The organism is Streptomyces sp. MMG1121 (assembly GCF_001280015.1).
GTDB lineage: Bacteria > Actinomycetota > Actinomycetes > Streptomycetales > Streptomycetaceae > Streptomyces.
Map to the genome: position 1 here is coordinate 35947 of NZ_LGDV01000208.1, position 15614 is coordinate 51560.

Consider the following 15614-nt stretch of genomic DNA (forward strand, 5'->3'; position numbering starts at 1 on the left):
CTTTGTGTGAAGGTGCGTTGAATCGTGTGGTGCGCGGCCGTCGGCCGCGACGGCCTGGCGACTAGAAGAGCGAGTTCCAGCCGTCGGAGATGGCGTCGCCGATGCCCGAGACGGTGTCGCCGACCTGGTCCCATGCCGTCGAGGCGAAGCCGATCGCGGGCCCGACCACCTCATGGCCGAGCCGCGTGATGGTGACGGCACTGCTCTTCAGGCCCTCGATGCCCCACTCCTCGATCAACTGGGACGCGCCGGGAAGCTTGATCTTGCCGAGGGCGAAACCGCCCGTGACGGCACCCGCCACGAGACCGCCGACCGAGCTGAAGAAAGCGCCCGAGGTGAAGCCGTCGGTGAATCCGGTGATCACGGTGGAACCGATACCGGTGACCCACGAGATGGTCCCCGCCACGCCCGCGATCGCCTCACCGGCGGGCGGCGGAATGAGGAGGCTGATCGCGGCGACCGTACCGGCGGTGGCGCTGATCGCGCTCAGCGTCGCCGAGACGCCCCGCCAGTCGTCCTTGCTGCCCCAGCCCCCGGGGTTGTCGACCTTGTCGTTATTGCCGTTGTCGGCCGGGTCGACACCGTTCTGCTGGTTCTGCTTCGCCGCCTCCGCGGCCTTGCGCGCGGCTTCGGCGAGTTCCGCCTGCCGCTTGTCGGCTGCGGTCTTGCGGGCCTCGGAAGCGGCCTGGGCCGCGGCTGCCGCGTCCTTGCCGGCATCGGTGGCGGACTGGCGAGCGGCGTTCGCCGATGCCTGGGCCTGGCTCGCGGACTGGACCGCCGCGGCGGCGGAGGCCACGGCCTGGTTCGCGGAGTAGTTCGCGCGCCGCGCGGCACTGCGGGCGGAGGCGGCCGCGCTCTTCGCCTTGTCCGCGGAGGCTTGCGCGTCCTTCGCGGACTGTTCGGCGGCGTTCGCGTTGGTGTCCGCCTGTGTGGCGTAGTCGGCGGCCTTCTGGGCGGAAGCCTTCGCCTTGTCCGCCCACGCGGCCGCCTCGGTCGCGGCCTTGCGCGCATCGGCCGCGGCCTTGGACGCCGTATAGGCGTCCTGCTGCGCGTCCTGGGCCAGCTTCGCGGCACGGGCGATGGAGGCGCGCACGGCGGCTATGTGCGCGGCCGAGTCGGCATCGAGCTGCGCGGTGCGGTGGTGCACGGTGGTGACGAAGTCACGGCGCATCCACGACGGGCCCTCGAGCGCCACCTGGGCGGCCGCCTTGGTGTACGGGCCCGCGGTGTTGAGGATGGTGAGGACGGCCACCTGGTCGTCCTCCATGACCTTGGCGGCGTAGGTGGCGAAGAAGTCGTGCAGGGCCTTGGCCGAGCCGTCGTTCAGGGCGGCGTTCGCCGACGCCGTGACCGCCTTGCCCGGCTTGGCGGCCAGGATCCGCAGGATGCCGACCCGGTTGTCCGCCGCGGCGGCGTCCAGGACGCCGCTGGTCAGGAAGGCGCCCACGGCCTTCGGGTCGCTGTCGGACAGTGCCGTGTGGGCGGCGTCGGCGACGGCCGCGGTGGACACCGTGGCCACGGCGAGGAGCGTTTCGCGGTCGTCCTGGTTCTGCGCGATCTGCCGGTCGGCGGAGACCCAGGCCAGGACGTCCTCGTCGGCGCCGGAGAGCGCGTAGTCGGCGGCGTCCCGGCTCCAGGTCCCGATGGTCGTGGAGATCAGGTTCATCGCCGCTCGGCGGCCCGTCGCGACGGCCTGAGCGGTGTCACCGGAGGCGTACGCCGCCTCGGCCTTGCCGATGAGGTCCTTGGTCGCGGCGTCCAGGGCGTCGGCCTGGGTGGCGGCGTTGCGCGCCGCGTCCCGGTCTGCCGCCTCCGCCTTCGCCATCTCCTGGGCCTCCGCGACGGACTGCGCCGTGTCGTCCGCCAGCTTCTGCGTCTCGGAGTCACGCGCGGCCTGCTCCACGGCCTGGGCGTTCTCGACCGCCTTCGCCGCCGCTTCGGCGGCCGTGACCGACTCGGCGGCCCACGCGGTCGCCTTCTTGGCGAAGTCGGCCGCCTGCCCGGCGGAGTTCGCCGCGTCGTCCGCGGCCTTCGCCGCGTTGTCGGCATGGGTGGCGGCGTCGTTGGCCGCGTCGCGGGCGGTACGGGCCGCCGAGGCGGCGGTGTTGGCCAGGTTCTGGGCGGTGGACGCGGCCTGGGTGGCGCGGGCGGCCTGTGCGTCGGCTTCGGCGGCGGCGGCCTTCGCCTCGGCCGCCTCGGCCTGGGCCACGCCCGCGGACTGGGCGGCGGTGGCGGCGGAGTTGGCGGCGGAGGCCGCGTCGCGGGCCGCGCCGGCGGCGGCGGATCCGGCGGCCGCCGCCTGGCTGGAGGCGGTCGCCGCGTCGTCGGCGGCCTGGGCCGCGGTCCGGGCCTGGGCCGCCGCGTTGCGCGCGCCTTCCGCGGCCGCGCGGGCGGCCTTGGCCTTGGTGGCGTCCTGGGCCGCCGCGAGGGCGGCGGAGTAGGCGGCGGAGGCGGCCCGCCCCGCGGTGGCCGCGGCCTGGGCGGCGGCGGTGGCCGCCAGGGAGGCGCGGCGTGCGGCGTTGTGCGCGGCGGCGGACGCCTGGATGGCGGTGCGGGAAGCGGAGGCGGCGCCCTGTGCGGCGGAAGCGGCCTTACGTGCCGCCGCGGCGGACTTGGCGACATCGCTGCGGGCCGCGTCGGCCTCGGCGGCGGCCTTCTCGGCCGCTGCCTTCGCCTCGGCGGCCGCCTGCTTCGCCTTGTCCGACGCGGCGACGGCCCGGTCGGAGGTGAGCTTCGCCCGCTTGCCCTCGCGTTCCACGATCGCCACCAACTGCTCGATGGTGGCGCTCTCCTGGTCCCGCGCACGTGCGATGTACTGGCCGGTGGTCAGGAACCAGTGGATCGCTGCGGGCGTGCCGTCGTCCAGGGCGCGCTGCGCGTACGCCTTCACCTCGGGGGAGGCGGAGTTGAGGACGGTCAGGACCGCGACCCTCTCGTCCTCCTGCCGCGCGGTGACCTGGGTGTTCAGTAGGAACTGGGACAGGGCGTCGCTGCTGCCGTCGTCGAGGGCCTTCTGCGCCTCGGTCCTGACCGCCGAGCCACCGCTGTTCAGGATGGCCAGGGTGGTGACGCGGAGGTCCTCCAGCTCGGCGGTCTGGTATCCGCCGGCCAGGAAGGCGGCGATGGCGTCGTCACCGCCGTCCAGCGCGGTGGAGGCGTCACGAGCCGTGCCTTTGCCGGCGGCGGGCAGTGCCTTCAGGAGGGCGAACCGGTTGTCCTCGGCGGTGGCGAGCGCCAGGCCCTGGGACAGGAACTGGTCGATGTCGGCGCCGGAGCCGGTCAGTGCCTGGGCCGCGGCACTCTTGACGGAACGTCCGCCGATCTTCCACGCGGTGACGGCCTTCGCCCGCCCGGTGTCGGGCAGTTGGGGGAGCCTCGGCAGATCTGGTGCGCCCGAGGCGGCGGTGGCGGCCAGCGCGCGGGAGGGCGCCGCGAGGGGTAGGGCGGTCGCCGCGGTGGCCGCGCCTATTGCGGTCAGGACGCGTCGTCTGCTCCAGTACGTGGTCTCCATGCAATCCCCCATCGGTGTGCGCCCGACGGCGGTGCGGGATGTCCGGCAGCGGACCGCCGGGCATGCCAGCTGAGCATGTGGTCACCCGGCCTGGTGCTGACGGCGGTGCGTGATGCACGTGGCGGGTGATGCTGCTGTGAAGGTAACGCAAAGGAACAGGATTTGACCAACCGTCAACCTGTGCATTGCCCATGAGACACGCCACAGCCGCAAATGTCTGGTACGTCCATGTAGTTGGGGAAGTAATTCGGTGGCGCGATCCTCGTTCGTGGTGAACTGACCGTGTGACGACACCGCCGAGCCGGCTGCTGGAGGCCCTCCACCGCTTCAACTCCCCCCACCCCTGGGACCGCGCGACGCGCACTACCACCGTTGGCTGCTACGGCAGTTGCCCTGCAGGATCGGCCATGTCCTGGATGGGGCTTGGCGCGGGCCCGCTCCGGGACCACGGGCAGGAACCGCGGCCCGCCGTCGTCGTCAACGGCGGTGACGTACTCGTACTCACGGATCGTAGGCGGAGGCCGGTCGTGGACGCAGCCGAACCCGGCATCCCGCCGGAGCCGGACTCGCCTGATGGTCTACGTCATGGCCATCGTCCGCCGACCGGCACGAGTACCCAACTCGACATTCACACCAGACCCGTGACCTGCGACTTCATGATGCACACCGCTCAATGGGCAAAGAGCCTCCCGACGCTGTAAGGGTCGAAGGGAGGCGGGCTCTGCCGCGGTGCGACTGTCGGGCCTAAGCCCGATCCGGCAGTGCTCGGCGCGGCGGTCTCGTCGGCCGCCGCGGCTGCGCGCATCCGGGCGGGGGTCCAGTAGGCGAGGGTCTTGGCGTCCTGTGACGGGTCGCTGACCTTGACCACAGCAGGCGGACGGTCAGCTTCGGGGCTTGCGCCCGTGGCGTTCGCGGCGTGCGGTGGGGCGAGCGGCGCGGCCGACAGGGCGAGGGCCGCCAGCAGCACGGACACGAGCTTTCGTGTCATGGAGAGCCTTTCTGACGGTCGGTTCGACACCGGCCGGCGTCTGCCGTCGCGCCGGACCGGGCATCACATGAACGAATGGTTTCAATTCCCGTGTGTGGAACGGCTGACGGGGGCAGCGTCCTGTGCCTCGTGGGCGATGGTGATGAAACGTTCGAGTTCGCCGGGGATGTCGGGACCGGTCGGCTGGTAGACGATTTCGGTGATGCCGTCTTGGGCGTAGGTGATGAGCTGGTCGCGGATGTGGTCGGGGGTTCCGGTGACGGTGGTGGAGGTGATGGCCTGCCAGGCTCCGGCGTTCCAGGCCGTGGTGTCGGCTGCGTTGAGGTCGGTGAGGTGCTGGTCGTGCACGGCGAGGTGGCGTTCGGTTCGGGGGTGGGCAGTGATGGCGTCGAGCCAGGCTTGTCCGCCGGGCAGGGAAGTGGGGTCGCCGCCGAACTCGTAGGCGGCGTGGTAGGCCAGGGCGTTGCCGGGGCCGGCGGCCGCTCGGACGCGGGGGGAGTCGAGGGGTTCGTCCTTGCCCAGGACAGTGCCGTGGATGCCCAGAGCGGCCCAGGTGAATTCGTGGGCATGGGCGGTTTCAGCGTTGACGCTGAAGAGCCCGTCGGCGATCTCGTGGGTAAGGGCGAGACCTTTGGGGCCGAGCGCGGATACCAGTACCGGAATGTCGAGGGGGCGCTGCGGTGCGTTCGCGTCGGGATGCATCATGCGCAGCAGGGCGCCGTCCCATTCCACGGTCTCACCGCGCAGCAGCCCCCGTACCGTTCGGACGTAGGCGCTGAGGTAGGACCAGGTGGCCGGGGGTGCACCGAGGGCGCGTGTGCCGTTGAAGCCGGTGCCGAAAGCGAGGGCCACGCGGCCGGGGGCGAGGGCGGCGAGGGTGGCGGCACCAGAGGCATTGACCATCGGATGGCGCAGCGTCGGGACGAGGACACCGGGAGCGAGGCCGATACGGCCGGTGCGCTGAGCGGCCAGCGCCAGCGTCGCCCAGACGTCGGGGCTCTGGGCGGGCGTGTCGTGGAGCCAGGCGCGCCGGTAGCCCAACTCCTCGGCGACGGCGATGTGTTCGGGCGAGTTCAGAGATGTGGCGAACTGACAGGAGATGTCCATGGGTCGGGCTCCTCGGGCGGGAAGGAAAGCGGGAAGGAAAACAGTTGCGCCGTCGCGGTATCAGATCTGCGCTCTGCCGCCATCAACGAAAAGTTCGATTCCCGTGACGAAGCTGGAATCGTCTGAGGCCAGGAAAAGCGCCGCCTTGGCAACTTCGTCGGGCTCGCCCAGGCGGCCCATCGGAATGGTGGACGCGATCTCCGTGATCGTGTCTTGAGGTCGCGTCGCCGCAAGTAGTGGTGTTTCGATCGGACCAGGGCTGAGGACGTTGGACCGGATACGGCGATCCTTTAGCTCTACCGTCCATCCTCGGACGAAGTTCCTGAGGGCGGCCTTGCTGGCGCCGTAGACCCAGAGCGCGGGGGTTCCCTTGACGCTCGCGACGGAGCCCGTGAGAATGAGCCTTTTCCATCTTCACTCTGAGCTGGTCAGATGGAGGGTGAGGACGGCCTGTACGAGGCTGGTGATCCGGGTGGTCGAGCACCGCAGTTTGCGGAGGAGCCTCCAGGACTTGAGGGTGGCGATGGTCTGCTCCCCGAGGGCCCGGATCTTCGCGTGAGACCGGTTCGCCGCCTTCTGACCTGCGGAGAGGGTCTCCCACCGGCCCCAGTAGGGGGTCCGGACGGTGCCGCCGGCGCCCCGGTAGCCTTTGTCGGCCCAGCACTTGATGCCGGCCTCGGCGAGGGCGCCGACGATGCCGTGTTCACGGGCAGCACGAACGTCGTGGACGGCGCCGGGCAGGGCCGGTGAGGCCCACAGCAGTCGGCCGAAGGGATCTGCGATGACCTGCACGTTCATCCCGTGCTTCTTGTGTTTGCCGGAGTAGAACGGCCGGTCCGCGGCGGTGCGGTCGATGGGCAGGAGCGTGCCGTCAAGGATCAGATACGCCTTCACCGACGCGGTGCGCACCGCGTCGGCCAGGCTGGGGGCGAGGACGGCCAGGAGCTCGACAGCCTCGGTGACATAGCGGTAGGCCGTCGTGGTTCCGACGCCGAAGCCGGCCGCGAGCTGGGCATAGGTGTGTCCCATCCGCAGATGGGCGAGGGTGAGCAGGGCCTGGCGGCCGGCGCTCAGGCGCCGCCAACGGGAGCCGATCGTACGGCGGTGCCGCCGCAACTGCTGCGTGAGGAAGCGGAGGGCAGGGCTGGACACGTCGACGCCCGACGGGTAGACAAGCACGTGAAGCCTCTGGTGGAGACGGTTCTCTTGGTCGAAAACCCATCTACCAGGGGCTTCACCACGTTGTCAGCCCAACCGCCGTGTTTCAGAGGCAGGCTGGAAAGGGCTCAATGACCCTTCCGGCCCTGTTCGACGCTATATGGACGGCGCGGGCCCGATCCGGACCAGCGGCAGTCGCCCTCGCAGCCGTGGAAGCACCAGAGGAGGTGGGTGTCGGTTCAGAGCCCGGCGTTGGCGGTACCAGGCCGGTCTTCGCCGCGGGCGCGGTCGGCGCGATGCCAGTTCCGTAGTGTCTCCGGGTTGATGCCCAGGTCACGAGCGGCCTGCACGATCGTGAGGTCAGGGTCCGAGTGGTACAGCGCGACGGCGTAGGCCTTGAATTCGGGCGAATATGCGTTCATTGCCGTAAGTCGCCTCCTGTAAGCCTCTCACCAGGGCCGATCGAAGGTGTTCACCACTTGGGGGAGGCCCCAGGAACTTCTAGCCATGGAGCCGGGCGAGCAGTTTGATCGCCGGTTTGCCTTCCCGGCCGACATTGCAAACTCGGCCTTGCTCGATGCCCCGTCGATCGATCCAACGGAAGGCATGTCTCCTTCCGTCAGGGCTGTCCCGCACGTGTGGGACGTTGCTCCTCGCCACGCGGCCCGGAACGTACCGTGCTGCGTACCACCGCTTCCTTGAACGCCGCCGCGGCGCGGCCTGTCAGGACGAACCTGCGCGGGCGGTCGTCTGCGTGGGTGAACTGTACGACGCCGTCACGTCGGCCGAGGCTGATGTTGGTGAAGACGTAGCCGATCCGAACTGGCCCCGGTTCCTTGCCCGTCAACCGGGCCGTGATGACGTCGGCCACTTCCCGGCCCATGGGCAGTGCGGCCTGGCAGGACATTCGACTTGGTGCTCCGCTCACCGACACCCCTGCGGCCGCGTCGCCGATGGCGTACACCTCGGGATGCGAGACCGAGCACAGGGTGGCGTCGATGAGTATCCGGCCACTGTCATCCGTGGCGAATCCTGATGCGCGGGCCAGGTCCGGCGCACGGAACCCGGTGCTCCACACGACGGCGTCGGCAGCGAACGCCCTGCCGTCGAGGGTGTCTACGCCGTTGTCCCGTACGGATGTGACGACGGTCTTTGGATGAATCGAGACGCCGAGTCGGTCGAGAGCGCGCCCCAGATGGATCCGGCCTCGTGGGGCCAGCTGGGATCCGACGTCATCGGCACCGGTCAACAGTCGGACTTGCAGCCCGGGATGGCTCTCGGCCAGTTCCGATGCGGTTTCCAGTCCGGTCAGCCCTGCCCCGACCACTGCGACCGTGCCGCCGGACTCGATCTCGGCGACCCGGTTCCACAACCGGGTCGCCTGCTCGGGGCTGGCGACGGCGTGGGCGTGTTCGGCTGCCCCCGGCACCTCGTCGAGCCGTGCCTGGCTGCCTGCCGCATACACCAGAGTGTCGTAGACCATCGCTCGTTGCTCTTTGCCCATGCATATAGTCCGGGCGGTGGTGTCGATCGCGGTCACGCGACCGATGACCAGCCGGACCGGCGTGCCTCCGAGCTGTTGGCGCAACGGCAGTGCGGCCAGTCGCTGCCCTGCGGCGAGTTGATGGAGCCGGACGCGTTCCACGAATCGGTCCGAGGCATTGACCAGCGTGACGGTGACGTCGTTGCGGCGCATGCTGTGGGTGAGGCGCTTGGCTGCCGACAGGCCGGCGTATCCGGCGCCCAGGACGACGATGCGGTGGCTCATTGAGTGTGGCTTCCTCTGCGACTACGGGTGGTCTCGGCGCCGTCTGGGGCATTCGGGGCGCCGGGTATCGGGTCAGGCCGCGGATCTGGCCACGGCGACGGCCCAGGCGATGTACAGGACGTTCAGGGCCAGTCGAGCCGCGACGCCGGCCGGCCGATCCAGTAGCCGGGGCCGGTCGGGCCGCGCATGTCGCACCGCGTCCACGTGGGACGCTTGGTAGCAGGTGATCAGGAGGGCGGCAATCCAGCCTCCGACCGGTCTGCTGGGCGCAACCAGCACCAGCACACCCACCACGACTTCCGCGGCCCCGGTGGCGGCCACGAGGAGCCGCTCCCTGCCAAGCCATGCGGGTATCAGCGTGCGGAAGTACTCGGGAGCCAGAAAGTGCATGACGCCTGTGACGGCCATGAACACGGCTAACCCGATGGCAGCGATAGCGTGCATGGCATGATGATCCGTTCGCCCCGGACCTGGGTGCTTGAACAAAACGATCGCCGCATCGTCTTCGCCGCAGGCACCGAGGCGACGATGTTCGCCGAGTCCCGCCCCTTCCGCGTCTCCGAACATCGGATGCCCGCGTGGAAGGTCGTGCTGCCGATCGGCGGCCACGCCGAACTCCTGCAGCCGGGGCAGCGCATGGTGGCCGCGCCCGGGCTGATCGTTCCGCCTCAGCTGTCCCACGTCTGTGCGGCCACATCGCCTTACGTCGCCTTGTTCATCGACTCGTGGCTGCTGGCCTCCTGCCCGGGACCGGTACGACTGGAGGCAGGCCAGGTCCGTCGGCTGCTGGCCGCGCTCGACGCCGCTGGCTCCGAGGGGCCCGGCACCCACGTGGATCTGGTAGCCGGATACACCGAGCTGCGCGCAGTCGCAGGGGACCCGGCACCGCTCGATCCGAGAGTCGCCCACGCCGTCCACGCGTGCATGCTGTGCGATCCGGGCATGCCCCTCGCTTCCATCGCCGACGAGGTCGGCCTGTCGGCACCGCGGCTGCGGGCCTTGGTCCGGCAGGACGTAGGCATCGCGCTCGCTCACTTGCGGCGATGGGGCCGGCTCCGTACCGCGATCGCCGGCCTCCCGGACGGCGCTGCGGCCCTGGCTGCGGCCGCCGCGGGCTTCGCCGACCAGGCCCACCTCGCCCGTACGGCACGGGACTTCATCGGCCGTACACCCGCGTCTCTGCGACCCAGCAGGTCCGCCTGACGGTGCTGCCAGGCACCCGAGCCGATGCCGGGACGGGGGCTGATACGTTCTCGGCCGGTGAGATGAGCTGATCACCCTCGTGCGCGCTGCTGTGTTCGGTTTGCCTAATTTGTATCGAGGGTCGTGCTCCCTGATGATGAAGGTAGTCGAGCCTTTGATCACGAATAGGGGGCGTGTTCGCGTCTCATCCGCCCTGATCGGTGTCCTGTAATGCCACTGCGAGGACTTCGACTCCGCTTGCCCGGATACACAACAGCAGCAGTTCGGCACTGCGCCTTGTCGCGATCCTTGGCAACGCCACCTCGCTGGCTGCCATGGCTTGCTTCGCCGGCGGAACCGACGTCAGCATGCGCGAGCGAATCGTGCCGACCTCCACACCGCACGTATCCACACTGAAGGAGACTCCTTACGTCTCTTGGATCGGCGACGCGCTCGAGGACGGCGTGGGCGCCTGGTTTGCTCGCCGGTACGCGAGCGGCCCGGTCGACGAAGCCGATGACACGCTGGCCGGCCCAGCTGCCGACAGCACGTCAGTGTGCGAGGCTCCCGCACCGGCGGCGCAGCCGTCCACCTGCTCACCGCCGCGCTCTACGCCTGCCAGACCGTGTTCGCCCAGTGCAAGGTCGCCGCAGCCGGACCGAACCGACCTGCAGCGTCGTCGGCACCGCCGACACGATGCGCGCCCATCGCCCCCGCTCAAAGCTCGCCATCACCGCCGGCGGCCACTGCCTCTTGGTGGTCGAGCGGATTCGGAATAAGAGCTCCGCAAGTAGTTATGACACCTGCTGTGGCATCGGTTGGCTTCGCTGAGGGTACTCCGGTCGGCCGCCGCCGGCCCGTGGGCCGAGAAGATCATCGTTCGTTGGAAGTAGGTCCCTGGCCTCATGTGCGCGTTGAGCATGCTGGGTAGCGTCGGCACTCATGAACACCACAGGGAAGGTTCGCCGCCAGACGGCGGAGCGTCGCCGCGACACGTGTGGACGGCTTGTCGCCGAACGGGACGTATGGGTGTCGACGTCTCATCCTGATCACGGGCCGCACCAGGTGCCGCTATGGTTCTTGTGGGATGGACGCGCGGTGTGGATGTGCACCAGCGCCACCTCCGTCACCGCACGGAACGTCCGCGAAGAGCCGCGCGTGCGCCTGGCGTTGCCGGATACCTTCGACGTGGTACTCCTCCAGGGTGAGGCGGAGTGTTTCCGGGACCTGGATGTGCCCGGAGACGCAGCGGAGGCGTTCGCCGCCAAGTTCGGATGGGACCCGCGCGGGGAGGAGGGTGCCTTTGTGTACATGCGCATGGCGCCGAAGACTGTGCGCGCTTGGCGCGGCGAGCCAGAGCTTCGCGGAAGAGTCATCATGCGCGACGGAACGTGGGTGGAACAGTAGCCGTCCCTGGCCGGCTTTTCCCGATCCCCAGTTCTGTCGTTGCGGACGTTGTTCGCTCCCGTTGGCACCGGCCTCATGAGCCAGATGTCTGGCGGCCAACTGGACGGGCAGCCCCGTTGGCGGTCGGCCACGGACTCCTCCGGAGCGCCGCCGCGAGGCGGACGCGGCCTCTCCTGGTTGATGGGGGCGGGACAGTGGCCTGGCCCCCTCGTCAGCACATACAAGGATGCAGGCATATGCGCACGGTAGTGATCGATTCTCAGGGGACATTCCAGCTGAGGCGGCGTCCGGAGCCGGTCGCGGGGCCGGGGGCTGTGGTGGTCCGGGTTCGGGCTGCCGGCCTCGACACCGCTGATCTGCGACAGGCACGGGGGGACTACCCGGCGCCACGGGGCTGGCCGGCCGACGTGCCCGGCCTGGAAGTCGCCGGCGAGGTTGAGCAAGCCGGCCCCGGTTTGGTCGAGGTCGCGCCGGGAGATCCGGTGATGGCGCTGGTCGGCGGCGGCCACGCCGAGCGGATCGCGGGGCAAGACGGTCACCGCCGTCGCCCGGGAACTCGGCATCAGCTCCGAGTCCCTGCGCCGCTGGTACTGCCAGGCCAGGGCCGACCGGGGAGAGGGCGCCCCCGACGAGCTGACCAGCGCAGAACGCGAGGAGGTCAAGCGGCTGCGCAAGGAGAGCCGCGAACAGCAGCAGACGATCGAGATCCTGAAAAAGCGACCGCCTTCTTCGTGAAGGAGAACGACCGGTGAGCAAGTTGTACCGGTTCATCCACGCGGAGAAGGCGAACTACCCGATCACCCTGGTGTGTCGGGTGCTGCACGTGGCTCGCTCCTCCTGCTACGCCTGGCGCGAGGGCGAAGCCGCTCGCCGTAGGCGCCAGGCCGCCGCCTAGCAAACACAAGAACTTCGGCTACCTCACCCCGGCCGAGACCAGGCAACGACACCAGCACGCCTTCGCGACATAACGAACGAGTGTCCGAGATCACGGGGAAACTTCAGTGGCCCACTTCGGCCAGGTCCACGGACAGCCTAGAGGCCCCGGCGCCCCAGGCTGATGGCGCTCCTTGAAAACCGGCCGCCTCTTGCTCGGGCGAACTCAGGCCCTGCTCAGTGGATTTCCCTAGGCAGCTTGCGCTTAGCCTGTGGACAGAACTCGCTGCGGAGGCCTACCGGATCCGGGGGCAGAGCGACGCGCGACCTGCGTGCGTAGGTCACGACTGGGGTGATCGCAAGGCGCCGGCGATGACGATGGTCACCATTTTGCGGATGGCGGCGGTCTGCGGTGGGGCGCTTGCCCGGTCGGCGAACAGCAGGTGCCCGGCCCCGACGAGGGTGGGGGCGAGCGTGTCGATGTCGGCGTCACCGGCCAGACGCTCCGACTCCTGCTCCGCGGTGAGGTATTCGGCGATTATGGCAGCGCCTTGCACGGCCAGTGGGATGCCGGTCAGACCGGCCTCGCGCAGCCGCGTACGGAGTCCGTCGCGGAAGGTGATGAGCGCGACGATCGCCACCGTGACCGGACCGAACAGGTCCTGCAGAGCGTCGGCGAGGTTGTCCGCGACGCTCCCGATGCCGGCGGCCGCGCGCAGAGTCGTGGTGCGGTCCTCGATGCTGCGGACGCGGTCGAGGACCAGTTCTGCCAGGAAGGCGTCGAAGTCGGTGAAGTGCCGGTGCAGCACGCCCTTGGCGCAGTTCGCCTCTTCCGTGACCGCCCGGCTGGTCAACGCGTCGGGCCCGTCCCGGAGCAGGACGCGCTCGGCGGCTGCGAACAACTGGCCGCGCACGTTGTGGAGGTGTACCCCTGATGGCATTGCCCCCCTTTCCGCGCCGCCCCGCCTTAACAAGTGGGCGTCCGCCCATTAGTGTGGGCGCATGCCCACTTTATCGCAGGGGCGGCCGGACACGTCCGGTCCCGAGCCGCACCGCCACCGGCAGACGGCCGAATCGTTCAGTGTGGATGCCGAACGCTACGACCGCGCCCGACCGCCGTATCCCCAGGCCTTGGTGGACAGGATCGTCGCGGCAAGCCCCGGCCGACACCTCCTCGACGTCGGAGCAGGGACCGGCATCGAGGCCCGGCAATTCCAGGCGGCCGGATGCACGGTGCTCGGAGTCGAGCCCGACGAGCGGATGGCCGCCTTCGCTCGACGCAGCCGCATCGAGGTCGAGGTCGCCAGGTTCGAGGACTGGCAGCCGGCCGGGCGGCAGTTCGACGCGGTCATCGCCGGGACCGCCTGGCACTGGGTGGACCCCGTCGCCGGTGCGGCCAAGGCGGCCCAGGTGCTTGGGCCCGGCGGCCGACTCGCCCCCTTCCACCACGTCCCCCAACTCCCGGACGAGGTGATCGACGCCCTCGCCGAAGGACTCCAACGGGTTGCCCCCGATTCCCCGTTCAACCCTGGCCTGCTGAGAGACTCGGCCCTGGACGCCTACCAGCCACTGTTTGCGAAAATCGCTGACGGGATCCGGCAGACCGGCAGGTTCAGCGAGCCGGAACAGTGGCACTTCGCCTGGGAGCGCACCTACTCCCGAGAGAAGGGGCTCGACCAGCTCCCCACCTTCGGCGGCCTCACCCAACTTCCCGCAGCCAAACTGGCGGAGGTCCTGGACGGCGCCGGGACCGCGATCGACATGCTCGGCGGCCACGCCACCATGCCCTACACATCCGTCGTGATCACCTCGACCCGCTCCCATACGGCCTGAGAGGTCGTTTTCTCTCGTTGTTTCATCCCGGGATGCGGATTTCATCCGGTGATGTCGGGTCGCACCACGAGACGCTGGCCTCGCCGGTGAGGCGGCGGGCCATGAGGTCGGTCATGGCCAGGTGGATCATAGCTTCGGAGCGGTGCGGGTGGGCTTCGTAGTCGCGGACCGGACGGCGGTGCAGCATGAGCCAGCCGTAGGTCCGCTCCACGGCCCAATGTTTCCGGATCGGGTGGATCCCCTGGCTCCGAGGGCGCGTTGGACGATTTCGAGGTCGATGCCGAGGTGGCGGCGTGCTCGACGAAGTGCTTGCGGTAGCCGCCGTCGACCCAGACCTTGCGCAGGGTGGGGTGGTCGGTAGCGGCTTGCTCGAGCAGGGCGCGACCAGCGGTGGAGTCCTGGACGCCGGCGGTCAACCCGCCGCAGTGATCATGATGGGTCGCGCAAAACGACTCACGCTGGCGGAGCCGCCACAACAGGTTCCTTGCCCGCAGCCGTTCAAGAGCTCGCTCTCTTGAGCCTTCGTGTAGGCCCCCGGGCCCGTACTGAAGTGGCTACGGTGCCGCCATGCGGCCGGGGATTGGGGCGCGCCCGGCCGGTTGCGCGGCGGCCGGGGCCGCCGCGCCTTGCCACCGTCAGTTCGGCGGTCGGGCCCTACCAAGGAGTGAGGCGGGAGAGTCCCGTCGGATGAAGGTACTGCTGTGATCGTTCGCTTCGCGGGTGGCACGCTCGCCGGGTGCGCTGGAGACTGCCGACGCCTCATAGGGGATGGTGTCCCTCGTCGTGGTGTACGGGATCAGCGGCCAGGAGTGCGCGGGCGTCTGCCCGGGGCGCACTTCCACGGGTGAGTACCGCTCCCTGAACGGGAGGCGGGCCATCGCATAACTCTCCATGGTGAACGCCCAGTTCAACCACGAGGAGTGCACGATGGCCCTGTCCCAGTCTGAACTGATGCGGCTCCTTGAGCCACTACGCTCGACCGACGGAATCGAGCTCATCCACGTCATCGCCGAGCGAATGGTGCAGGAGCTGATCGAGGCCGAGGCAAGTGCCCACATCGGCGCGGAGTGGAACGAGCACACGCCGACGCGGACCAACGTCCGCAACGGGCACCGCGACAAGGTGCTGACCGCGCTGGCCGGCGATCTGGACCTGGAGATTCCCAAGATTCGCACCGGCAGCTTCTTCCCCATCCTGCTGGAGCGACGGCGCCGCATCGACCAGGCCCTCTATGCCGTCATCATGGAGGCATACGTGCATGGCGTCTCCACCCGCAGCGTCTGGTCAAAGCCCTCGGCGGGGACAGCGGGATCTCGAAGTCAGAGGTCTCCCGGATCTGCGCGGCTCTGGACGAGCCGCTGACCGCGTTCCGCACCCGCCCGCTGGATCACGTCCGCTTCCCCTGCGTCTACTTGGATGCGACCTACTGCAAGGCGCGGGTGAACCACCAGATCGTCTCCCGGGCCGTGGTGGTCGCCACCGGTATCACCGAGGACGGCAACCGCGAGGTCCTGGGCCTGATGGTCGGCGACAGTGAGAGCGAGGAGTTCTGGAAGGAGTTTTTGCGCTCGCTGCGTGAGCGCGGCCTGTCCGGGGTCCGCCTGGTCGTCACCGACCAGCACGCCGGGCTGGTCGCCACGGTCCGCAAGGTGATGCTGGGCGCCGCCTGGCAGCGGTGCAGGGTTCATTGAAGCCGTAAAGAATCAACCCGTTGCTTTCATAGGACAAGATCGTTGCTCTGGTATGAGCTTCGCCGCCGATGTTCTGAATCAGCTTGCGCTGCGGTT

General features: G+C 69.4%; 13 protein-coding genes and 4 pseudogenes. 7 read left to right on the top strand and 10 right to left on the bottom strand.

The annotated features are described in order from the left end of the window. Positions 1-61: 61 nt before the first annotated feature. The 8 genes and pseudogenes from ADK64_RS28885 to ADK64_RS28915 form a co-directional block, all read right to left on the bottom strand. Complete coding sequence (locus ADK64_RS28885) at positions 62-3511, bottom strand: ALF repeat-containing protein (RefSeq protein ID WP_053663596.1); 3450 nt, start codon at positions 3509-3511, stop codon at positions 62-64. Positions 3512-4181: 670 nt separating this feature from the next. Next, entirely contained in the window at positions 4182-4499 is a 318-nt protein-coding gene (locus tag ADK64_RS46175; RefSeq protein WP_159046356.1) for a hypothetical protein, read from the bottom strand. Between the two features lie 81 nt (positions 4500-4580). Further along, the gene (locus tag ADK64_RS28890; protein WP_053663598.1) at positions 4581-5606 is read right to left on the bottom strand and encodes an LLM class flavin-dependent oxidoreductase; all 1026 of its coding nucleotides are present in this window, start codon (positions 5604-5606) and stop codon (positions 4581-4583) included. Positions 5607-5666: 60 nt separating this feature from the next. After that, positions 5667-6005 (bottom strand): SDR family oxidoreductase, encoded by a 339-nt coding sequence (locus tag ADK64_RS49130; protein ID WP_078992895.1) that lies wholly within the window; start codon positions 6003-6005, stop codon positions 5667-5669. A 15-nt stretch (positions 6006-6020) separates the two neighbouring features. Further along, positions 6021-6785, bottom strand: coding sequence for an IS5 family transposase (locus ADK64_RS28900; RefSeq protein ID WP_053663599.1), 765 nt, complete (start codon positions 6783-6785; stop codon positions 6021-6023). A gap of 221 nt (positions 6786-7006) precedes the next feature. Further along, positions 7007-7186 (bottom strand): annotated as a pseudogene (locus tag ADK64_RS28905) (transposase); the annotation flags it as partial. A gap of 197 nt (positions 7187-7383) precedes the next feature. Continuing rightward, positions 7384-8532: an NAD(P)/FAD-dependent oxidoreductase gene (locus tag ADK64_RS28910; protein ID WP_053663603.1), complete on the bottom strand. Its 1149-nt coding sequence runs from the start codon at positions 8530-8532 to the stop codon at positions 7384-7386. A 72-nt stretch (positions 8533-8604) separates the two neighbouring features. Continuing rightward, positions 8605-8976, bottom strand: coding sequence for a MauE/DoxX family redox-associated membrane protein (locus tag ADK64_RS28915; RefSeq protein ID WP_053663605.1), 372 nt, complete (start codon positions 8974-8976; stop codon positions 8605-8607). A 3-nt stretch (positions 8977-8979) separates the two neighbouring features. Between ADK64_RS28915 and ADK64_RS47610 the strand changes: the two genes are divergently transcribed. The 5 genes and pseudogenes from ADK64_RS47610 to ADK64_RS46180 all read left to right on the top strand — a co-directional run bounded on the left by ADK64_RS47610 (position 8980) and on the right by ADK64_RS46180 (position 12016). Further along, on the top strand, positions 8980-9735 hold the full coding sequence (locus ADK64_RS47610; RefSeq protein ID WP_234384739.1) for a helix-turn-helix domain-containing protein: 756 nt from the start codon (positions 8980-8982) through the stop codon (positions 9733-9735). Between the two features lie 921 nt (positions 9736-10656). After that, positions 10657-11121: a pyridoxamine 5'-phosphate oxidase family protein gene (locus ADK64_RS28925; protein ID WP_053663607.1), complete on the top strand. Its 465-nt coding sequence runs from the start codon at positions 10657-10659 to the stop codon at positions 11119-11121. Positions 11122-11357: 236 nt separating this feature from the next. Next, positions 11358-11627 (top strand): annotated as a pseudogene (locus ADK64_RS49135) (alcohol dehydrogenase catalytic domain-containing protein); the annotation flags it as partial. Between the two features lie 70 nt (positions 11628-11697). Continuing rightward, positions 11698-11856 (top strand): hypothetical protein, encoded by a 159-nt coding sequence (locus ADK64_RS49140; RefSeq protein WP_420713050.1) that lies wholly within the window; start codon positions 11698-11700, stop codon positions 11854-11856. A gap of 13 nt (positions 11857-11869) precedes the next feature. Continuing rightward, positions 11870-12016, top strand: coding sequence for a hypothetical protein (locus ADK64_RS46180; RefSeq protein WP_159046357.1), 147 nt, complete (start codon positions 11870-11872; stop codon positions 12014-12016). A gap of 319 nt (positions 12017-12335) precedes the next feature. Here ADK64_RS46180 and ADK64_RS28930 read toward each other — a convergent pair whose 3' ends face one another. Further along, the gene (locus ADK64_RS28930) at positions 12336-12935 is read right to left on the bottom strand and encodes a TetR/AcrR family transcriptional regulator (protein ID WP_053663609.1); all 600 of its coding nucleotides are present in this window, start codon (positions 12933-12935) and stop codon (positions 12336-12338) included. A gap of 61 nt (positions 12936-12996) precedes the next feature. On the opposite strand from ADK64_RS28930, the gene ADK64_RS28935 reads away from it, so the two are divergent. Next, positions 12997-13827 carry a class I SAM-dependent methyltransferase gene (locus ADK64_RS28935; protein WP_199829733.1) on the top strand — a complete coding sequence of 277 codons (831 nt, stop codon included), beginning with the start codon at positions 12997-12999 and terminating at the stop codon, positions 13825-13827. A gap of 22 nt (positions 13828-13849) precedes the next feature. Here the strand turns inward: ADK64_RS28935 and ADK64_RS48720 are convergent. Then, a pseudogene (locus ADK64_RS48720) lies at positions 13850-14237 on the bottom strand (IS5/IS1182 family transposase); the annotation flags it as partial. A 517-nt stretch (positions 14238-14754) separates the two neighbouring features. Here ADK64_RS48720 and ADK64_RS43605 point away from each other — a divergent pair. Next, positions 14755-15515: pseudogene (locus ADK64_RS43605) on the top strand (IS256 family transposase); the annotation flags it as partial. Positions 15516-15614 lie beyond the last annotated feature (99 nt).